The 19,761-nt window shown below is 68.5% G+C and carries 15 protein-coding genes and 3 pseudogenes; 8 read left to right on the forward strand and 10 right to left on the reverse strand.

Going from position 1 to position 19,761, the window contains the following annotated elements:
- Nucleotides 1-25: 25 nt before the first annotated feature.
- Nucleotides 26-868, forward strand: coding sequence for a HEAT repeat domain-containing protein (locus tag ACRYCC_RS15355; RefSeq protein ID WP_433812555.1), 843 nt, complete (start codon nt 26-28; stop codon nt 866-868).
- Nucleotides 869-1,061: 193 nt separating this feature from the next.
- Here the strand turns inward: ACRYCC_RS15355 and ACRYCC_RS15360 are convergent, their stop codons facing one another.
- On the reverse strand, nt 1,062-1,436 hold the full coding sequence (locus ACRYCC_RS15360; protein WP_433812557.1) for a hypothetical protein: 375 nt from the start codon (nt 1,434-1,436) through the stop codon (nt 1,062-1,064).
- 110 nt (nt 1,437-1,546) lie between these two features.
- Between ACRYCC_RS15360 and ACRYCC_RS15365 the strand changes: the two are divergent.
- Both ACRYCC_RS15365 and ACRYCC_RS15370 read left to right on the forward strand, forming a co-directional pair.
- Nucleotides 1,547-1,825 (forward strand): annotated as a pseudogene (locus ACRYCC_RS15365) (zinc-ribbon domain-containing protein); the annotation flags it as partial.
- Nucleotides 1,826-1,843: 18 nt separating this feature from the next.
- Nucleotides 1,844-2,929, forward strand: a complete 1,086-nt coding sequence (locus ACRYCC_RS15370; protein ID WP_433813892.1) for a DUF6461 domain-containing protein — start codon at nt 1,844-1,846, stop codon at nt 2,927-2,929.
- Between the two features lie 341 nt (nt 2,930-3,270).
- Here ACRYCC_RS15370 and ACRYCC_RS15375 read toward each other — a convergent pair.
- Nucleotides 3,271-4,431 (reverse strand): annotated as a pseudogene (locus ACRYCC_RS15375) (IS3 family transposase).
- A 225-nt stretch (nt 4,432-4,656) separates the two neighbouring features.
- Nucleotides 4,657-5,595, reverse strand: a complete 939-nt coding sequence (locus ACRYCC_RS15380; RefSeq protein WP_433812559.1) for an NADP-dependent oxidoreductase — start codon at nt 5,593-5,595, stop codon at nt 4,657-4,659.
- 135 nt (nt 5,596-5,730) lie between these two features.
- Between ACRYCC_RS15380 and ACRYCC_RS15385 the strand changes: the two genes are divergently transcribed.
- Nucleotides 5,731-6,663, forward strand: a complete 933-nt coding sequence (locus ACRYCC_RS15385; protein WP_433812561.1) for an AraC family transcriptional regulator — start codon at nt 5,731-5,733, stop codon at nt 6,661-6,663.
- 11 nt (nt 6,664-6,674) lie between these two features.
- Complete coding sequence (locus tag ACRYCC_RS15390; protein WP_433813933.1) at nt 6,675-7,157, forward strand: hypothetical protein; 483 nt, start codon at nt 6,675-6,677, stop codon at nt 7,155-7,157.
- Between the two features lie 3 nt (nt 7,158-7,160).
- On the opposite strand, the pseudogene ACRYCC_RS15395 reads toward ACRYCC_RS15390, so the two are convergent.
- The 5 genes and pseudogenes from ACRYCC_RS15395 to ACRYCC_RS15415 all read right to left on the reverse strand — a co-directional run.
- Nucleotides 7,161-7,325 (reverse strand): annotated as a pseudogene (locus ACRYCC_RS15395) (5,10-methylene tetrahydromethanopterin reductase); the annotation flags it as partial.
- Nucleotides 7,326-7,625: 300 nt separating this feature from the next.
- Nucleotides 7,626-8,345, reverse strand: a complete 720-nt coding sequence (locus ACRYCC_RS15400; RefSeq protein WP_433812563.1) for an alpha/beta fold hydrolase — start codon at nt 8,343-8,345, stop codon at nt 7,626-7,628.
- Nucleotides 8,346-8,514: 169 nt separating this feature from the next.
- On the reverse strand, nt 8,515-9,378 hold the full coding sequence (locus tag ACRYCC_RS15405; RefSeq protein ID WP_433812565.1) for an alpha/beta fold hydrolase: 864 nt from the start codon (nt 9,376-9,378) through the stop codon (nt 8,515-8,517).
- Between the two features lie 111 nt (nt 9,379-9,489).
- Nucleotides 9,490-10,116, reverse strand: coding sequence for a TetR/AcrR family transcriptional regulator (locus ACRYCC_RS15410; protein WP_433812567.1), 627 nt, complete (start codon nt 10,114-10,116; stop codon nt 9,490-9,492).
- Nucleotides 10,106-10,858, reverse strand: coding sequence for a tetratricopeptide repeat protein (locus tag ACRYCC_RS15415; RefSeq protein WP_433812569.1), 753 nt, complete (start codon nt 10,856-10,858; stop codon nt 10,106-10,108). The genes ACRYCC_RS15410 and ACRYCC_RS15415 overlap by 11 nt, the downstream gene beginning before the upstream one ends.
- A gap of 142 nt (nt 10,859-11,000) precedes the next feature.
- Here ACRYCC_RS15415 and ACRYCC_RS15420 point away from each other — a divergent pair, with 142 nt between their 5' ends.
- Entirely contained in the window at nt 11,001-14,363 is a 3,363-nt protein-coding gene (locus ACRYCC_RS15420; RefSeq protein WP_433812570.1) for an ATP-binding protein, read from the forward strand.
- An 83-nt stretch (nt 14,364-14,446) separates the two neighbouring features.
- Here the strand turns inward: ACRYCC_RS15420 and ACRYCC_RS15425 are convergent, their stop codons facing one another.
- Both ACRYCC_RS15425 and ACRYCC_RS15430 read right to left on the reverse strand, forming a co-directional pair.
- Nucleotides 14,447-16,462 (reverse strand): WD40 repeat domain-containing serine/threonine protein kinase, encoded by a 2,016-nt coding sequence (locus ACRYCC_RS15425; protein WP_433812572.1) that lies wholly within the window; start codon nt 16,460-16,462, stop codon nt 14,447-14,449.
- Between the two features lie 306 nt (nt 16,463-16,768).
- A complete protein-coding gene (locus ACRYCC_RS15430) occupies nt 16,769-17,704 on the reverse strand; it encodes a hypothetical protein (protein WP_433812574.1) in 936 nt (311 codons plus the stop codon).
- Nucleotides 17,705-17,839: 135 nt separating this feature from the next.
- On the opposite strand from ACRYCC_RS15430, the gene ACRYCC_RS15435 reads away from it, so the two are divergent.
- The gene (locus ACRYCC_RS15435; RefSeq protein ID WP_433812575.1) at nt 17,840-19,021 is read left to right on the forward strand and encodes a sensor histidine kinase; all 1,182 of its coding nucleotides are present in this window, start codon (nt 17,840-17,842) and stop codon (nt 19,019-19,021) included.
- Nucleotides 19,018-19,674 (forward strand): response regulator, encoded by a 657-nt coding sequence (locus tag ACRYCC_RS15440; protein ID WP_433812577.1) that lies wholly within the window; start codon nt 19,018-19,020, stop codon nt 19,672-19,674. Before ACRYCC_RS15435 ends, ACRYCC_RS15440 begins: the two co-directional genes overlap by 4 nt.
- Nucleotides 19,675-19,761: the final 87 nt, after the last annotated feature.

The following is a 19,761-nucleotide window of genomic DNA, read 5'->3' on the forward strand; positions in this document are numbered from 1 at the left end:
GACGATGGTGGGGCACCATCAAGGAGTGGAGACAGACGTGCACCCGGCTGTCGGGGAGTTCCTGCCTCGGTTGCTGGACGGGGACGAGGAGACGGTGCAGGAGCACTGGGACCTCGTGCGCGAGGTGGTGCGCAACCACGAGCCGGCAGACGTGCTGGCCGCTGCGACCGTGTGGTGCAACCGGCCTGAGCCTGATGTCCAGGCCGTGGGCCTTGACCTGCTCGGGGACCTCGGTGTGAATGTCCCGGCCGCTCGGGACCAGCTACTCGAAGCCGGCAGGGTCCTGCTGTACAGCAGCGACTGCGACGTGCGCTGGTCACTCGCACTCGCGCTCGGAGCCAACTCGACCGACGAACGGACCACACCGCTACTGCTTGCCCTGATGGACGATGAAGACGAGGACGTGCGCTTCCGCGCAACCGCTGGCCTGTCCGTCCAGGCGGACGACGAGCCTGCGCAAGGGCCGGTCGTGGATGCTCTGCTCGGAGCTCTCGATGACCCGTGCGCGGAGGTTCGTGACTGGGCGGCGTTCGCCTTGGGTGTGCAACGCGACGTGGACACCTCGCAGGTGCGTAACGCCTTGCTGTCGAGGCTCTCTGACGACGAGGCGGACACGCCCGGAGAGGCCGCGGTCGCTCTGGCCCGACGCGGTGACCCTCGCGTCTTCGATCCGCTGCTCGAGCGCTTCTCCGACCCGGACGTCGGCAACCTGTGGGTCGAGGCCGCGGCGGAGCTCGGCGATTCGCGCCTCCTACCGGCGCTGCTGCACCTGAAGTCCTCCGGGTGGCAGGACGGCGACCCACGACCTGGTGTGCTCGACGAGGCCATCGAGCGGTGCTCGGCCCCGACCGTCACCGCCGAGGGGTGACGCAGCAGCGCTGCGCTCAGGTCCGGCGGTGCAGCTGGTAGCGGTAGGTGTGCTGCTGGCCGGCGGACGCAGCTCGATGTCGGCGGGTTTGCGGGCCGGGTCCGACTTGCGGGACTCGGCCTTGCGCGAGGCCGCGGATGCGCGTGCCTCGACACCGGCTTGAACGAGCCGGCCTGTGGACGGTTGTTGTGGATCAGGTACTCACCGAGCACCGAGGCCAGGTGGCGTCGCCCAGGATCAGCCGGTCCAGGAGTTCACGACGCAGCGTCCCGATGACACGCTCGCAGATGGCGTTCATCCGCGGCGTCCGCGGCAGAGTGGTGATGACCCGCAGCCCTTCGGCCTTGAACACCTCGGCGAACGCGGTAGTGAATTGCGGATCGCGGTCATGGATCACGAACCGCAGCGTGTCGATGCGCTCGCCCAGGTCCATGGCCAGGTTGCGCGCCTGCTGCACCGCCCACGCCCCCGTCGGATGCGCGGTCACGCCGCCCAAGTGCAAGCGTCGGGTGCCATGTTCGATGAACACCAGCACGTACAGCCGATTGAGCAGCACCGTCTCCACCACCAGGAAGTCACAGGCGATGATCGCGTGAGCCTGGGCGGTCAGGAACTGCCGCCACGTCGGCGCCGCCCGGCGGGGAGCAGGGCCAATGCCAGGCGGTCGCCGAACACTCGATGTGGAAGGCTTCGCTGCGATCGCGAACTCACACGCGGAGGCCGTCGGGCTGCCCTACCTGTGCGCGCGACAGGAGGCGGCTTGCTCGGCTAGGTGAGTCCCTCCAGGACCGGTATCCGGAGCTTGCAGCGCAGTTCGTGGAGAACCTGACGCATCCTGGATGGGGGCCGGATCGGCTTCTTGTCGGCTCGGAGGTTGAGTGCGTCTGGAAGTGTGAGCGTGGGCATCACTGGCCGTCGCGGGTTGCCTCCCGGACAAGGCACCGGTCCGGATGCACTTCATGTGGTCGACATGGTGTGTCGCGCTTCGAGCGCGAAGTTGCCGCGATGGTCGCCGCTGCTACCGGACTTACTGTCGAAGTCGACCATCATGTATACGCCGCGGGTCGGAAGATGCGTCTCGACCTGAGCATTCCGGAGCTGAACCTATTCATCAAGCTCGATCCACATCGTTACCACAGCAATCTGAACTCAGCGATCCGGGACCAGGCCAAGATGCAACGTCTTGAGGCTGCAGGCTTGGATGTCATCCGAATCCGCCAGCAGGGGCTCCGTTTTGGTCATATATCTGCCAGAATGCCCGCTATGACTGCTTCTGTCGCTGACTACGCCTGGGTGAAGGACTCCCTTCTAAGAAGCCACCTAGGCTACTGCATCGGGTTGGTACAACAGATCTTCCCGCAGCAAGTACTCGACCGCTTTAAAGCTGACCGCCAAGGTGACTATGACGGGTTGGCTGCGCTGTACAGCCGAAACGACGAGGTACAAGAGCGCTTGGACTATAACTGGGGAGACTTTCAGTTCGTCGGCGCGACCCAGGTCACAGGGACCCATGGAAAATGGACGTTGACGGTGGAGTTCAACGGCCTGGCTGCGATCGATCATTCTCTCATGAGACACGTCACAACGGGTACCACGGCGGTGTCGCACTCCATCAACCCCGTCGCGGTCGGGAGGTTCTGTTCCTGGCGAGATGGACACCTGCTCACTTGGTTCGAAACGCCCTACCAAGGCTCAGGTGAAGCTCCTGAAGCGCTGGACGAGGTCATTTCCCGCGTCGGCGTGGGCAGCCATGACAGCCGCAAGGCCGAAGGATATTTTGCGCTCGCTGAGGAACTCACCGGTATACGTCTTACTCCCTACCTGCTCGACCAGGCCGTGTTCTCCACCGGCATCGTCCCGTTGACCGACCGGGCACGCGAGCATGGCTGGCGCTGGACCGATCCCGATCCCGATCCCGAAGAACTCGCCGCCCGCGACCACAGGATTCGCGTATGGACTCGATCCCAAGGCATGCGCGTCCCTGACGGCCCGCTCCCACCCCACCTCATCCGGCTCTACGAAGGCCACGATTCAGAGCCTCGCAAACTCTGGTTTCTATAGGGTCGGAAAAATGGATTACGAATCGCATTCTCGCCTTTATGTCGCACTTCAATCGAACCGGCAAAGTAAAAAGACATATTGCTGTCTACCTGCAGGGCGATTTCAAAGTCGTTGGGTGACCGGCGTTTGTCACGTTAGGTGATCAGGGGGGAGTTGCGCGGAGTGGGTTGCGGCCGATGGCCTGCACGGTCTGTTTGGTTTTGGTGAGGCCGTGGATGGCGAACACGCCGAGTGCGAGGTCGCGGAGGGTTGCGGCGGCCCGTGACCCGTTGCCGGTCCATGCCTGGTGGTGGTCTTCGTGCCAGATGGGGGGCTTCCCCCTTGATTGTGGACACCGGTTGTTATGCGGCGGTTGGCAGCGTAGTGGTCGATCTCGTTTCGTAGTCGGCAGGGCTGAGGTAACCGAGGGCCGAGTGGCGTCGTCGGGTGTTGTGGAAGGTCAGCCAGCCGAACACGGCCAAGCGCGCCTGGCCGATGGTGGGCCAGCCTCGCGCGGGGAGGATCTCGCGCTTGAGGCTGGCGAAGAACGACTCAGCCAGCGCGTTATCCGCGCTCGATCCGACCGCTCCCATCGACTGGCGTACCCCGGCCTCCGCACAGGCCCGCGCGAACGCTGTCGAGCTGTACTGCGAGCCGCGATCGGTGGGAAGATCACTCGTTGCCGCCGCGGGACCGTACGGCCGCGTGCAGTGCGTCGATGACGAGACCGGCGCGCATGTGGTCGGCCATCGAATAGCCGACCAGGCGGCGTGAATACAGGTCGATGACCGTGGCCAGATACATCCACCGCCCACCGACCGGCAAGTAGGTGATGTCACCCACCCAGCGGCTATCGGGTGCGGACGCGGTGAAGTTCCGCTTGAGCAGGTCCGGCACCGGGCAGGCCATCCGGTCAGGGATCGTGGTGCGGATCCGCCGCCGCAGATGAGCGCCGACGATTTGGTGCTCGCGCATGAGACGCTCCACCCGCTTACGGTTGACCGGCACGCCGGCAGCCCGGAGCTCGGCGTGCACCCGCGGCGACCCGTAAGCCCGCCCGGACTCGGCGTGGACGGCACGGATCCGGCCCGCCAGACGCGCGTCCTCGGCCTGCCTGGCAGCACGGGCAGGTACGGCCCTGCGCCACCGGTAGAACCCCGAACGTGAGATGTTCATGATCTGGCACAGCCGCTTCACGCCAAAGGCGCGGTGGTGGGATTCGACGAAGTGAAAGCGGCTCACCCCAGCGTCTCCCGAGCGAAATACGCCGCCGCCTTCCGCAAAACCTCCCGCTCCAACCTGAGCTCGGCCACCTCCTTACGCAACCGGGCCAGCTCGGCGTCCTTCGCCGACTCCTGCGCCGCACCGGGCCGCCCAGCCGCCTCCGCGGCCCGCACCCAGGTCCGCAACGTCTCATGATTGATCCCCAGGTCCTTGGCGACCTTGGCGATCGGCTTACTCGATGAACGGACCAACGCCACGGCATCGGCCCGGAACTCAGCCGGGTACCTGAACGTGCCCAACAAGGACTCCTCTCCCTGAACCACTCATGATCCAGGTCTGAAGGTGTCCACAATCAAGGGGGAAGGCCCGTTTCGACGACGGACACGGAGCCACGTGTCTCGCGTCCGACCGGAACGATCACTGCGACCGCAGCACAAGCTTTGCCGTCTACCCCGTACCTGTCTGGCATAGCCGATGTGGATCTCGGTCAGCACCGTCGGCGCGGGCGACCGCCGAGCCGGTCGTCAGGGAACGAGGACGAGCTTGCCGCGGACCTGGCCGGCCTGACTCAATTCGTGCGCCTTGGCGGCGTCGCGCAGCGGCAGGGTCGCCTCGACGTGTACGCACAGTAGTCCCCGGTCGACGAGCTTGCCGAGTTCCTCCAGGTCAGCCGCTGACGGGGCGACCATGACCGGGTCGAAGCGCAGGCCGCGCCGTGCGGCCTGTTCGGAGGTCACGCCGGGGTGGTCCCAGATCGCGCTCACCAAGTGGCCGCCTGGCACGAGGGTGTCGAGGGATCTGGCGCCGTATGTGTCCCCGATGGTGTCGAAGACGACGTCGACGTCGCGGGCGGCGGTGGCGAAGTCCTCGACCGTGTAGTCGATGAGTTCGTCGGCGCCCAGGTCGCGCAGGAAGGCGTGGTTGGCGGCGCGGGCGGTGCCGATCACATGAGCGCCATACGCCTTGGCGATCTGGACGGCGAGGTGGCCGATGCCTCCTGCGGCGGCGTGAATGAGGACGCGCTGACCGGCCTGGATCCGGGCGATGCCGACGAGCGCCTGCCAGGCGGTGAGCCCGACGGCGGGCAGTGCGCCGGCTCGGATGTGGTCCAGGTCGGCGGGCTTGGTCGTCAGGTCGGCGGCAGGCGCGCGCACGTACTGGGCATATGTGCCGGCGAACGGCGTCGGCATGCCGTGGACCTCGTCGCCGGGGCGGAAGCTGGTGACCTGATCGCCGACCTGCTCGACGACACCGGCAACATCGAACCCAGGGACGAACGGCGGTTCAACAGGCAGGGCGGCCGTGCCTGAGCGGATCTTCCAGTCTGCAGGGTTGACGCTCGTGGCGAGCACCCGGACGACGACATCGTCGGGGCCGGGGACCGGCCGGTCAACCTCGACGAACTCGAGGACCTCCGGGCCACCGAAGGCGCGCTGCCTGATCGCGTGCATGCGTGCTGGCAAGGGGAACTCCTAAACGGAAGGCGTACGCTTTAGACAGCTTGACCGTATGCCAGCCCGGTGAGATGCCCAATAACATGTCGTCTCTGCTTTATATCCGATCGTCTCATCAAGACTGCGGATCTGTATAATTTGTTCATGGACGTGCTCGGTGACGCTATCGCCGCCATACGCACCGGACGACCGGGTTCCACACGCACGGACCTGCGCGCTCCGTGGGGTCTGCGTTTCGACAAGGTCGCGGGAGCCGGCTTCCATGTGGTGCTGCAAGGGTCGTGCTGGCTGCTGCCGCCGGACGGCGAACCGCTCGCGCTGGGACCCGGGGACGTCGTGTTCCTGCGCAGCGGGCGGGGGCACGGTCTCGCCGACGACCCGGCGACCCCACTCAGGGCGTTCCCGCCAGCGCACGGGGGTGAGCTCCAGCACGATGGTCCCGGCGCCCGCACCATGCTGCTATGCGGCGCGTACCAACTTGACCTCGCCCGGCCGCACCCGCTCCTTCGGGACCTACCCGATGTCGTCCACCTGCCCGCCAGGCCCGGACGCCACGCGTCGCTGCGTGCCGCTGTCGACCTGCTCGGCCGCGAGCTGGACGCGGCGAAGTCCGGCGCCGGCGCGGCCGTGCCCGCGCTGGTGGACCTGCTGCTGCTCTACATCTTGCGGGCCTGGTTCGACGACCGGGCCGACGACGGAATCACCACCGGCTGGGCTGGCGCGCTGAGCGCCCCATCGATCCTGGCCGCGCTGGACGCCATCCACAGCGATCCGGCCCAGCCATGGACCGTCGCGGAACTGGGCGAACGCGCCGGGCTGTCGCGCGCGGCGTTCGCACGCCGGTTCACAGATCTGGTCGGCTGTCCACCGCTCGCCTACCTAACCTGGTGCCGGATGACCATGGCCGCGCGGCAACTACACGATACCGACGCTCCTCTGAGCGCGGTCGCCGACCAGGTCGGATACACCTCAGAGTTCGCCTTCGCCAGGGCCTTCAAACGTGAGTTCGGGATAGCACCCGGCAGGTACCGGCACACCATGCGACGAGCCGGACGGCAACAAGCCGAGCGAAGGTGACTCTCCAGGGGGTGACATCCCGAGGCTGGGTCTGGCTTTGCGAACGACTCCTCGCCGCGTTCGACGTGCACGCGCCCCTGTGCCCGTTCATCGCGGCGGCCGTCGAAATCCCGGACCCGGGCCACCCAGCACGCGTACACGCCCGCATCTACAAAACAGGCTTTGCCGCCCGGCTCACCGATACCGCCCGCGAGGCCGGTGCCATCAACCCCGAACAGCTCGGCGAGCAACTGGCGCTGCTCCTGGACGGCGCCTCGGCCCGCAGCCGAGTCCTCAACGCCGAAGCGTTCACCACCGCCGCCGCCATCGCAGCCGTCCTCGTCGACAACGCCATCCCCACGGCAGCGGCACCGGCCGGCGCAAGCGCTGTCGAGCAGCACGGCCAGGATGACGATGACGCCGGCCGGGGCGGCGCCCCACGTTCCGGCCGTGGCGCCGTTGCCGAGCACCCTGGCCAGGGCCACATCCTTGACCGCATCACGGAGCAGATGTGATCGGAAAGCTTTATTGAGCCGAATAGCGCGCGCAAAGATCGCAGCGTCGACTCGCGCAGGCTTCTTCGCGATCTCCACCTGCGCCTTGATGCGCTCGTGCTCGGACGGAGTGCGCCCGGTGGTCGGATCCGTCGTCACGTCACCGACGGAGAAGATCCCGAACTGCATGACCTACCTGCATCTCGTCTCGATCTCCAAGGAAGTGTTGGTGCGACATCCAGCCAACCGTCGTCGACGACGAGGGAGTGGCCGCGTCCGGCGACCCGGCGATGGCCGTCCCGGCGCGACCGGCCGACACCCGAGCCGAGCACCAGGGAGCCGGCGATGAGCTGCGGCCACGACAGCGGCATCCCCCCGGAGCACGGCCTCGGCGTGGAGCCACATGTCGTGGATCAGCATGACGGGTCGGGCCTGCGACGCTGTCATGGGCTCGTCCCGGTGGTGACGCTCGATCGGGTGCCGGCGTTGTCACACGGTCACGGAAGCGAGTGCCTCGCGGATCACCTGGACGACCTCCGTCGGGTGGGCGTGCATCACCAGGTGGGAGGAGTGGACCTCGGTGACCTTGGCCTGGGCGCGCTCGTAGCCGAATCGCTGGACGTCGGGGTTGATGGCCTGGTCGGCGGACGCGACGATTCCCCACACGGGCCGGTTCTTCCAGGCGGCCGTGCTGGCCGGCTCGCCGAAGGCGGCCCCGGCGAGCGGTCGCTGTGAAACGGCCAGGGTGCGCGTGAGGGCGGTGTCCACATCGGCGGCGAAGATCTCCGGGAACCTGGAGATGTCCACCGACACATCGGTGCCCGGCTCGTCGGAGCCCTCGACCGGGAAGGGCGTGTAGACGAGGGCCCCGGCCAGCGGCGAGTCGGGGAAGCGGCTCTGCAGTTCCCCGAGGCTCTCGCCCTCGTCGAGGACGTAGGCGGCCAGGTACACCAACCCCACCACGTTGTCCTCACGACCGGCGACGGTGATCACTGCGCCGCCGTAGGAGTGACCGACCAGGAGGACGGGTCCCTCGATCTGCCGGACGACGGAGGCGACGTACGCCGCGTCGCCGGCGAGGCTGCGGTTGGGTACGGCGGGAACCAGCACCTGGGTGCCGTCGGCGAGCAGCTCGGTGACGACGCGGGCGAAGCTGGACGCATCGGCGAAAGCTCCGTGGACCAGGACCACGGTGGCTGTGTTGGGCATGGCTTCTCCTTCGGTGAACCGCCGGTGGCGGTAGTGGGAACGCGCCGTCCCGGCGCGTCCGTGAGATGTCGGTTGCTCCTCGGGAGCTCCTGCCATCGCTTCCGACGTTACGGAGGCGCGGTGGACGACTAGTGACCGATCTGTGGACCGCGCCGGCCGGAGTGGCGCGTCAGAGGTGCTTGCCGAGAAATGCCCGGATGAGAGGCACGACCTCGTCGAGAGCGCTCTCGAGCAGGAAGTGGCCGCCGGCCATCAAGTGAACCTCGGAGTCCGGCAGATCAGTGGCGAAGGCGAGCGCCCCGGCGGGTCCGAAGATCGGGTCGCTCTTCCCCCAGACGGCGAGCAGCGGAACCTGGCGCTCACGGAAGTATCGGTGCACCTCGGGGTACAACGCCAGGTTGGCGGCGTAGTCCAGGAACAGCGCGAGCTGCACCTGGTCGTTGCCAGGCCGCGACAGTAGGCAGTGATCGTGAGTCCAGGTGGTGGGGTCCACCAAGGTCTCGTCTGTCACGCCCGCGAGGTACCGCCAGCGGGTCAGCTCAAGGGTGAGCGCCTGACGAACCCCGGCCTCGGTCTGGGGGGTCTGCTCTCGCCAGTAGTCGCTCACCGTGACGAAGAACTCCGGTTGCAATCCCTCGGCGTACGCGTTGCCGTTCTGGGTGACGATCGCCGTGACCGCGTCCGGTGCCCTCAGGGCAAGCCGCCACCCGATCGGCGCGCCGTGGTCGTGGACGAACAGGCAGTACCGCTCGATGCCGAGGCGCGCAAGAAAAGCTCCCGTGATGTCGGTGAGCGAGTCGAAGGTGTACGTGAACTCGTCAGCCGTCGGCGCGTCGGAGAGTCCGAAACCGACATGGTCAGGTGCCACGAGGTGCCAACGGTCCGCCAGCCGTGGGAGGAGGTGCCGGAACATCAGAGAGCTGGCGGGGAAGCCGTGAAGAAGCACCAGCGTGGGCCGGTCCCTCGGTCCGGCTTCTCGGTAGAAGATCTGGTAGCCATCGACCACGGCGTACCGGTGATGGATCGTGACCATATTCTGTGCCGCCTTCGCCCGATGTACCCGTTGTCTTGGGGGTGCTCACCGAAACGTATGGACGCGCTGTGGACGAATTGTGAAGTCGCGACGGTGGCGCGTCCGCCCCCGTCAGCTCTTGAGGATTGCGGCCGCGACCCGATCCACGAGCCACTGTGTCGCCCGGTCGACGCCCCACCCGAACGTCTCCACGGCGAGGACGAATTGAGGGTTGCGGAAGTGGAAGTAGATGATCTTCGCTGCGTCCTCGACCGAGAGTCCTTCGGCCAGGTCGCCGATGCCGGCGATACCCTCGACGATCATCTCCAGCGCCTCGATGTGGCGTTGGTCGGCGACGTCGAGGAATGCCTGGGCGGCTGGGGAGCTGGGTGCGGCGCGCTCGACGATGCCCATGATGTCGCCGGCCTCCGCGGCGTGCGCGGCGTAACCCGCAGCCAGGACCTCCAGCTTGGTCCGACCTGTGGGCGCGGCCGCCGAGTCGGCGATGATCCGTCCCACCGTCGGGCTCGTCGTCCATATGTCCATCAAGGTCCGGAGCAGACCCTCCTTGCCTCCACACTGGGCGTAGACGGTGGCAGGGGAGACACGCGCCTCGCGTGCGATCTTGTCGACCGTGGTCTGTGCGTAGCCGGGCGCGGCGTACAGCTTCCGCGCGGCCTTGATGACCTCTTGCCGAGTCAGCTCGGCGTACTCCTCACGACGGCTTGGTGCTTGGTCTGACAACGTCTCACTCCCCATCCCGAACTGTGTCGCCGGACCAGGTGCGGCCGAATGCTCTCATGGAAGTCCAGGCGGCACCGGTCGCGCACTCGGACTCGAACGCGTCGCTACTCAGGACGGCCGAGAGGCGGATCCGGATCGCGTCCAGCTCGCGTGCGTCATCGGGATCGGGCACCTGGCCGAGGACCGCAAAGGCGTGGTCGGTGAACCCGATCAGCCGTGCGGCCAGTCGCACGTCCCCGTCTGCCCACGCGAGAGCGGCACCGGCGAGTCCCAGGTAGGGCAGGAAGTCTCGGTAGCCGGCTCGGAAGACGCGCTCGCGGCTCTCCGCGATCAGCTCACGCGCGCGCTCCACGTTGCCGAGGTGCAACTCGACGAGGGCCAGGTTGTGGTACTCGGAGTGCACGTGCTCGTCCTGCCCTAGGGCCCGGTTGAGCTCGATGCTGGCCTCGTAGAGGTCCCGCGCCCGCCCGTGGTCGCCCGCCAGCCGGGCCACGGCGGCGAGCACGTGGCGCGGCCGCTCCTCCAGCCGACGCTCACCCGCACGCTGCGCGACGACGAGGGCACGCTGCGCCAGGTTGGTGGCCTGTTCCAGGTCCTCGTTGCGCAGCGCGACCCGGGCCAGACCGTACAACCCCTCCACCTCGCCGGCCGGGTCGCCCGCCGCACGCGAGCGCGCGACCTCCGCATCCGCCATCCGGCTCACGGCGTCGGTGTCGCCTTGCCGAAACGTCGCGCGGAGGTGCTGTCCGTCCGTCACCGTGCCTCCCCTGGTCGGAAATTCGAGTCTGAATAGAGGGGGACTCCAGCAGGTAGAGTGTGCATGCACTCACGCTAGTGCAACTCCGACCCGGCGCAAAGCGAGCGGCAGGACCGGGGCCGGGCCACCGAAGGGGTCAGACATGACAGCAACGCTCGTCACTCCCGAAAGCACCGACGCGACGAGGGGCCTTCCGCTTCAGGGTCCCCTGCGCCTGCAGGTGCTCGGCCCGTTGCGGGTGTGGCGGGGCGAGAGCGAGCTCGCGGCCGGGCCACGCCAGCAGGCGTACCTGCTGGCGCTGCTCCTCGCTCGCGGAGGCCGACCGACCGGCACCGGCGAGCTGATCGACCTGATCTGGGGTGAGGATGCGCCCGCCAGCGCCCTGAACGTGATCCACAAGTACGTCGGCTCGCTACGACGCCTGCTGGAGCCCGACCTGCCCCCTCGAGGAACGGGCGCCTACCTGCTGAGGCGGGGCAACGGCTACCTGTGCGCAGCCGGCGCAGACCTTCTCGACCTCAGGAGGTTCCGGCAGCAGTCCGGCGCCGCCCGGACAGCGCGGGCGGAGGGGCACGATGCAGCGGCACTGGATCACTACCTCGACGCACTCCGTCTGTGGAGTGGACCGGCTGGCGACGGGTGGGTGCACGGACCTGCAGCCGCATCGATCTTCGCCGGCCTCAACGACGAGTACTTCCAGGCCTGCATCGAGGCGGCCGCCGTCGCGCTGATGCTCGGGCACCCCACGCGAGTGCTGCCGGCCCTGCGCCTGGCCGCCGCGATGGCCCCCCTGCACGAACCTGTGCAGGCCGGCCTCATCACTCTGCTGGGCGGCGCGGGTCAGCAGGCGGAAGCCTTGGCTGTGTTCGACGCGGTGCGCAGACGCCTCGCCGAGGAGCTTGGAATCGACCCCGGGGAGGCCCTCAGGGCCGCCCACCAGCGGGTGCTCACCCAGGCCCCCGCGACCCAGACCCCCGCGACCCAGACCCCCGCGACCCAGACCCCCGCGACCCAGGCGCCAGCCGCCGAGGCGCCGGGCGCCGGGGCCTCGGGCGCGCCGGCACCGTCTCTGCCGCCGTCCCCGTCGGGCGACGTCGACCGGCTGGTCGGCCGGTCGGACGAGATCGCGGTGCTGCGACGTGCTGTCGAGCCGGCCCTGGACAACGGTACGGCGGTCGTGCTGCTCGAGGGCGAGCCCGGAGCAGGGAAGAGCCGGCTCATGGCGGAGATCGCCGGCCACGCCGAAGATCGTGGCGCCCTCGTGGTGTGGGGTCACTGTCTCGAGGGCGAGGGCACGCCGACGATGTGGCCGTGGGTAGAAACAGTGTCCAGCCTGCTCGACGTCATGCCACAGGCACGGTGCGAGCAGTGGCTGGCTCGCGATCTCGGTCACCTCGTCGGCTCCCGCGTGGAGATGTCAGAGGCGCCGGCGATCCCGGACGGCAACGCCCGGTTCCGCCTGCTGGAACAGGTCGCCGACCTGATCGCCGAGGCGGCCGGCGAGCGACCGGTCGTGATGATGCTCGACGATCTGCAGTGGGCCGACACGAGCTCGCTACAGCTCCTGGATCATGTCATCTCCCGCCTTCCTGCCGGCACAGCCGTCGTCGGCGCGCTTCGCAACCGGGGCCCTTCGCCCGGCTTGGAGCTGGTCCGGACGCTCGCCGCCGCCAGCCGCGCGACCGGTCATCGGCGGCTCCTGGTCGGCCCCTTGAGCCCCGCTGAGGTGGCCGAGCTTCTTCACCTCGAGACCGGCGTCCGGCTCGCCCCTGACGTGGCCGCATCAGTGCACGCCCGCACGGCCGGCAACCCGTTCTTCGTCCAGGAACTGGGCCGGCTGTGGGGTGCCGGCGGCGAGCTCACCACGGAGACGGTGCTGCGCAACACCGTCCCGGTGACAGTGCGCGACGTCGTACGCGACCGCCTCGCCGTGCTCGACAGCGAGGCACAGGAACTGCTGGAGATCGCAGCACTTGTGGGCCAGAGCGTCGAGCTCGCCCTGCTCGCCCGGACGGCCTCCCTCGACGTGGGTTCCTGCCTCGAGCGCTTGGAACCCGTCCGCAGCCTCGGTCTGGTCGGCCCGACGCCCGGCGACCCGTTCGCCTATCGCTTCACCCACGACCTGGTACGCCAAGCTGTGTCAGAGGCGATCCCGCCAGGTCGCGCCGCCGCGCTGCACGGCTCCATTGCGGACGCCATCGAGGAGGTCGGACTGAGCGACGAGTCCGTCGCCGAGCGGGTGGCACACCACCTGTGGACCGCGGGGCCCATGGCAGATCCGGCTCGTACCGTTGCAGCCCTGGTCCGCGCCGGCGCTCGAGCCAAGGCGAAGACTGCGTTGGCGGCAGCCGAGCGCCACCTCGGGTCGGCGGTGGAGCTGGCGCGCAGGGCGTCGCTTCTCGAGCTGGAGCTCGGGGCGCTCTCGCAGCTGATCGCGGTCGTCGGGATGCGCTCGATGTACGGCACGGTCTCCGTCAGCCTGCTGGAGCGAGCAGAGCAGGTCGCGCAGCGCCTCGGGCGTGATCGCGAGGCGGCCGGGTTTCTGTTCTCCCGCTGGACCGCGCACGGCCAGGCCCTCGACCTGGACCGCAGCAGTCCTCTCGCCCGTCGGCTCGAGGAACTGGGCAGGACCTCCGAGGACCCGGTCGTCCGGTGCTACGGCAGGGCCGCGGCGGGCATCCACGAGTGGTGCCTGGGGAACATCGGCGAGTCCTTCCAGCGGCTGAGCGCGCTGAGCCCCGACGTCCTCTCCGACCACGATGAAGAACACCGCGACTCCGTGCGGGACGGCGTGCAGTTGATGGCCGCCGGGATGTTCGCTGAGATCGCGGGCTACCACGGGCAGACGGCCCAGGCGCGCGCAGTGCTCGACACCCTGGCGAAGGCGGCAGGTGATGACCCGTACGCGCTCACCGCCGCGACCTCCTTCGAGGCCCGGACCGCCTCGGTGGTCGGCGACCCCGACTGGGCTCTGCGTGCAGCAGAGCGCGGGATAGCCGCCGACCCGCACTTCTCCTTCGCCTCCCTCGGCACCTACCTGCGCCTGGCCCGGTGCTGGGCGCTGGCGATGACCGGACAGGACCCCGCGGCCGCTGCGGACGAAGCCGAGCGGCTCATTCGCACCAACCTCGCCAGCCCCGCCCGTACCTGCGTCTCGACCTGGTACGCGCTGCTGGGTGAGATGCGCATCGCCGAGGGCTCGCTGGACAAGGCCGCGGCAGCGCTGAACAGCGCCGGGGAGTACCTCGAGCGCTACGGCCAGCGTTCCGCGGAGGCGCTGCTCATCCTCGTCCGCGCGCGGCTGGAGCACGCCGCCGGCGACGACCGAGCCGCCGTACGCCTTGCCGACCAGGCCCGCACCGTGGCGCTTCGGCAGGGGGCACATCTCTTCGTGCAACGCGCCGACCGGTTCCTTGCCGAATTGGGCGGCGAGACGCCCATGGGCGCGGCGGTCCACGAGCTCTCCGCTCTTCGTCCACCGGGCACTCCCAGGTTCTTGACCTGAGCGCGGCGGGGCCGGTTCCGAGCCGCAGCTCCCGCCCTGCTCTCAGGGCTGGCTGTTCGGTAGCGTTTCCGTGGCCGTGGTGCCTATCCGGAGGGGTAGGGCGGCCCGAGACCCCATATTCGGACGGTCTTGTCGTTGCCGGCGGAGAGCGCGACGGGGTGGCCGCGGTGGATGGCGGTGGAGACGGACCGGACCGGTCCGGTGTGGCCGGTGAAGGGTCTGCCGAGCTCGTTTCCGCGGGTGAGGTCCCAGACGCGGACGGTCCGGTCGTCGCTTCCTGAGATCGCGATGGGATGGTCGTCCAGTTCGGTGATCGCCAGAGCGCCTACGGGAAGGGTGTGCCCGGTGAACGGTGCCCCGATCTCAGTTCCGCTCGTCACATCCCAGACGCGTACGGTGTGGTCCTGGCCGCCGGACACCAGGATCGGGTGGCCGTTGAGCGTACCGGCCGCGAGGGCCATCACCATGCCGGTGTGTCCGGTCATTGGTCTGCCGACTCGCGCGCCGGTGGTCAGGTCCCATAGGCGAATGGCGTTCCCGCTGGGAGCGGCCACCGCGGGGCGACCGTCCAGGGAGGTGACGGCTAGAGCCCCGATATCATCGCTGTTCGCCGTGATGGAGTTGCCGATCCGTGTTCCGCTGGCCGGATCCCACGTTTCTATCGTCCCGTTCACTCCCGCCGAGACGATGACGGGGCGGCCGCCGACCGTGGCGGGTACGACCACCCAGACTGCGGCGCGCGGCCCGTATATGGGTGCCCTGGTCGGTCGTTCACCGGTCAGGTCCCACAGGCGGATGGTCCGGTCGTCGCTGCCCGAGATCGCGACGGGCCTGCCGCCGAGCGAGGTCAGTGCCACTGCCGCGACGGCGTTGGTGTGTCCGGTCAGCGGTCTGCCGATGGGCCGTGCGGTGGTGACGTCCCACACTCGTATGGTCGTGTCGAAGCTGCCGGAGACGGCAACGGGCCGGTGGCCGACGGTGCCGCCCGCCACGGAGATCACCTCGGCGGTGTGTCCGGTCAGCGGTCTGCCGATCGGTGCCCCGAACGCGTCCCCGGCTGGTCGTGTGGCGGCCGTGGTCGGCTGCTGCCCGTGCCAGAGCCAGCCCGAGACCAGGAGCAGTATCGCCACAAGTCCGAAGGCGATCAGTCCCAGGCCCATCAGGCGCCGCCGGGGGCCGGTGCCCGGGAGCGCCTTCGAGCCTGGTGGTGCCGTGATCACCGTGTCGGTCACCGTCGTCTGATGGGAGGGGGCGACGTCGTCCGACGGGGACCGCGCGATCTGCTGCGGCCTGTCGTGGCCGACCAGAAGGAGCATCAACTCGGTTGTGGTCGGGCGCTCAGCGGCATCCTTATTCAGGCAGCTCACCAGTAACGGCCGCAGCGGGCCCGTGATCTCGGACAGGTCCGGCTCCGAATAGAGAATGCGCCCGAACACCGCAGCGATCGTGTCGGTCCCGAAAGCCGGCGCCCCGGTTGCGGCGTAGACCATGGTCACTGCCCAGCTGAAGACGTCGCTGGAGGGACCGACCGGCTGGCCCGAGATCTGTTCGGGCGACATATAGGCGGGAGTTCCGACCGTTTCGGTGGACTGGCTGACGGAGAGATCGAGCGCGCGGGCGATCCCAAAGTCGATCACACGCGGGCCGTCTGAACCACACAGGACGTTGCTCGGCTTGAAATCCCGATGCACGATCCCGGCGCGATGAATGGCGGCCAATGCCGCCGCTGTACCGATGGCCAGCCGTTCCACAGATCCTGCGTCCCGAGGGCCGTGTTCGGCGACGAGCCGGCTCAGTGGCACTCCGTCGATGTACTCGCTGACGATGTACGGTTCGTCGCCGACGACATCGACATCTAACACCTGCGCCGTGCAGAACGGTGCGACAGCCCGGGCGGCCGTTACCTCGCGCAGAAAACGTTCACGCGCGCGGGTCTTCCCGGCCAGACGTGAATGAAGCACCTTTATCGCGACGCGCTGCCCGGCAGGGTCTGCACCAAGGTAGACAGTGCCCTGGCCGCCGGAACCGAGACGGCCAAGCAATCGGTAGGTGTTCAACCATTGCGGATCACCGGCTTGAAGCGGACCGACTTCGGACACACGCACCTACCTCAAATAGCCAGATTTGACGATAAGTGCGCGTGTTGGTTTCTCGCATGTCTTTCGGCGTGCCGCTTTGTTACGATTCAGTGACGAGCTCTGGCGTGAACGATGTGTTATCTGAGTTTGGGTTATCCGCAAACCATCGTTGAGGAAATCTGCAGCCGTAGACGATCTCTGCTAAGGCGGATCCGAACTTCCCGCTATCGCGAGCTCCATTTGGGCGACCATCCGGGTGAGCTCCAAGTGAGGCCTTTCTCTACCGCAGAGCTCACAACCCGTGTGTTCTCAAGGCCGGTCCTGAGCTCACCGGTGCACTGCGGCCGGGGGGTGCGGTTGTGCGTCTGGATCGCCGTGGTCGCCGCCCGTGGCGGCGCGTTTCGTCCGGCCGCTTGGGCGTCCCCATCGTGTCCTGCCGCCGGGTTTGTAGATGGACAGGACGACTGCGGTCCACAACAGGAGCATGTAGCAGATCGTGGTGACGGTCAGGGCGAGGCCGACTCCGCCGGTCTCCCCGGCGGGGTCTCTGGTCCGCTCCTGGAGCTGCTCGATCCACGTTTTTTGTACCGTGGCGGTGATCGGGATGATCAGTGAGATGACGAGCTTGAGCAGTACCCACCGGTGCCTGATCAGCCCCCAGGGCGTGCCGAGGGAGAGCACGAGGCCGCTGACGAGGGTCAGGACCACACTCGGGATGACGATGGTCAGATCGAACACGTGCATGAGCTCGTAGGCGCCGTGCCGTACCGGGTGGTCGCCGATGACGGCCCCGGCGATGGCGAGGGCCGCCATCGCCAGGGACAGTCCCAGCCAGCCGACACTGACGCCGACGTGCAGGGTCAGCCACACCTTGCGGGTCCGGCGCCTCAGCTGCGGGAAACGCGGCCTCATGAGAGCGACGATCACCGCGGAGAGCGCCATCCCGGCGAGTTGTTCGGGCCCGCCGCCGAAAAAGAAGAAGAACTGGAGCGGTACGAAGACGAAGTGAAAGACGATCAGCGTCGTCCGGGCGCGCGTGGCGCAGCGCGATCGGCCGAGCGCCGTGACGCAGAGCAGCACGAGCAGGGCGGCGGGCACGTAGGCGATCCCGGCGGCGGTCCGGATGGCGGGGTGAGGGGAATCCCCTCTGCCCCACGCCAGCACTACGGCAACGAGGCAGAAGGCCGTGAAGGTGAGCTGCCAGGCCCGCTGCGCGCGCCGGCCGGGGCGCTCCTGCCGGCTGATCTGGGTTCCGGTGTGCATGCGGTCAGCATCGCCGTGCCGGATCGCCTGGCACATCGGCCGATCCACGCTAGAGGAGTCAGTAGAAAGCCGGTGCTTTTCCGCATCCGCGTACAACCTTCGACGGATGCGCGCGGATTGCTAGCGTGGCGCTTCATGGGGTCGCGCTACCGGCATGCGTCGGTGATCCGGGCATATCGCCGTCCGGTGGTCGACGCGGTGGTGGCGCTCGCCGCCGCCGCGGCCACGGTGTCCAGCGATGCCGGGGTGGGCGAAAAGTTCGGCAGCCTCGGAGCCGTCTACCTCGGTGGGGACCCGCCACCATGGTCCGCCGTCCTGCTCGGGCTGCTGGTCGGCGCCCTGGCCTGGTGGCGGCGGCGCCGGCCGGGGCTGTTCGTCCTCGGTGCCATGGTCGTCTGCGCGGCGCTGTCGGCGTACGTCCCCGTGGTGCTCGCGCAGTACACCATCGCCGAGCGCACCACGTCGTGGCGGAAGGTGATCGCCACGCTTCCGCTCGGTGCCGTGGTGGTCGGCATCCCGATCTGGCGGCTGGGCGGGACGGACGCGCCCGTCCCTCCCATCCTGGGAATCTGTGTCGCGCCGGCGCTGCTGGGCCTGTACGTCGGTACGCGGCGGGACCTGGTCGCGGGGATCCGCGAGCGGGCCGAGCGTGCGGAGCGCGAGCAGCACCAGCGCATCCTGGGGGCACGCAGCGACGAACGCGCACAGATCGCCCGGGACATGCATGATGTCGTCACACACCGGGTGTCGCTGATGGTGCTGCACGCGACCGCCCTGGAGGCGGCCCAGGGTCACGACGCCGCCGCCATCGGCAGCCGGATCGGCGCCATCGGGCGCGAGGCACTGGGCGAACTGCGCGCTCTGCTGGAGGTGCTTCGGGCCGAGGGTGACGGTGGTGCGCCACTCGCCCCGCAACCAGGTCTCGCCGACCTGGAGGACCTCGTCGCCGACTCCCGCCGCCTCGGCATGCCGGTCACCCTGGAGATGGCGGACGAATCCGGCGCCTGGACCCCCGCCCTGGTCGAGCACGCCGTCTACCGGGTCGTACAGGAGGCGTTGACCAACGTGCACAAGCACGCCGGCGGTGCCCAGACCCGGGTCCGGATCAGGCGGACCCCCCAGGCCCTCCGGCTGTCGGTGGCCAACGGCGGCGGCCACCGCGGCGGCCATCCCCGCCTGCCGGACGGGGGGCACGGGCTGCTCGGTATCGCCGAGCGGATCCGGCTCGTCGGCGGTGAGCTGACCGCACGGCCGACGACCGGCGGCGGATTCGAGATCCTTGCCGAGGTGCCTCTCAAGCCGGAGCGCGCCCGATGAGCGAGGCGATCCAGGTGCTGATCGTGGACGACGAATGGATGGTGCGGGCGATGCTGCGCACCATCATGGAGACCGCACCTGACATCACCGTGACCGGCGAGGCGTCCGACGGTGAGGAGGCGGTACGCACGGTGCTGGAGCGGCGCCCCGACGTCGTCCTGATGGACATCCGGATGCCCCGTGCCGACGGCCTGACCGCCACCGAACGCCTCACCCGCCTTGACCGGCCGCCGTACATCGTCGTTCTCACCACCTTCGACCTGGACGAGTACGTGCACACCGCATTGCGCCACGGGGCTGTCGGCTTCCTGCTGAAGGACGCCTCGGCGCAGGAGATGCTCACCGCGGTGCGGAGCGCGGCGCGCGGTGACGCGATGCTCTCCCCGCAGGTGACGCGGCGGCTGCTGCGCCGCTTCGTGGACACGGACTCGGGACGGTCCGAAGCCGAACAGCGACTCAGGGTGCTGACCGGCAAGGAACGCGAGGTCGTCGTCGCGCTGGGCGGTGGGCTGTCCAACGCCGAGATCGCGGTCGCCCTCCACATGAGCGAGGCGACGGTGAAGACGCACGTCAGCCGGATCCTGGCCAAACTCTCCCTCACCAACCGCGTCCAGGCCGCCATCCTCGCCCACCAGGCCGGCCTGCTCGGCTGACCTCGCATCCCCCGACAACCGGATCTTCCGAGATGGACTGCCGACCGCACCTCAACGTGAAGACTCCCGATAGCGGCCGGGAGAGAA

Source organism: Actinomadura scrupuli (assembly GCF_050971785.1).
In the GTDB taxonomy this organism is placed as follows: Bacteria; Actinomycetota; Actinomycetes; order Streptosporangiales; family Streptosporangiaceae; genus Actinomadura_E; species Actinomadura_E scrupuli.

What these genes read in the sequence shown, in the direction of transcription:
- ACRYCC_RS15385 (WP_433812561.1), top strand. Translation starts at nt 5,731, where the DNA reads ATGGACGTGCTCGGTGACGCTATCGCCGCCATACGCACCGGACGACCG.
- ACRYCC_RS15400 (WP_433812563.1), bottom strand. Translation starts at nt 8,345, where the DNA reads ATGCCCAACACAGCCACCGTGGTCCTGGTCCACGGAGCTTTCGCCGAT.
- ACRYCC_RS15405 (WP_433812565.1), bottom strand. Translation starts at nt 9,378, where the DNA reads ATGGTCACGATCCATCACCGGTACGCCGTGGTCGATGGCTACCAGATC.
- ACRYCC_RS15410 (WP_433812567.1), bottom strand. Translation starts at nt 10,116, where the DNA reads ATGGGGAGTGAGACGTTGTCAGACCAAGCACCAAGCCGTCGTGAGGAG.
- ACRYCC_RS15420 (WP_433812570.1), top strand. Translation starts at nt 11,001, where the DNA reads ATGACAGCAACGCTCGTCACTCCCGAAAGCACCGACGCGACGAGGGGC.
- ACRYCC_RS15430 (WP_433812574.1), bottom strand. Translation starts at nt 17,704, where the DNA reads ATGCACACCGGAACCCAGATCAGCCGGCAGGAGCGCCCCGGCCGGCGC.
- ACRYCC_RS15435 (WP_433812575.1), top strand. Translation starts at nt 17,840, where the DNA reads ATGGGGTCGCGCTACCGGCATGCGTCGGTGATCCGGGCATATCGCCGT.
- ACRYCC_RS15440 (WP_433812577.1), top strand. Translation starts at nt 19,018, where the DNA reads ATGAGCGAGGCGATCCAGGTGCTGATCGTGGACGACGAATGGATGGTG.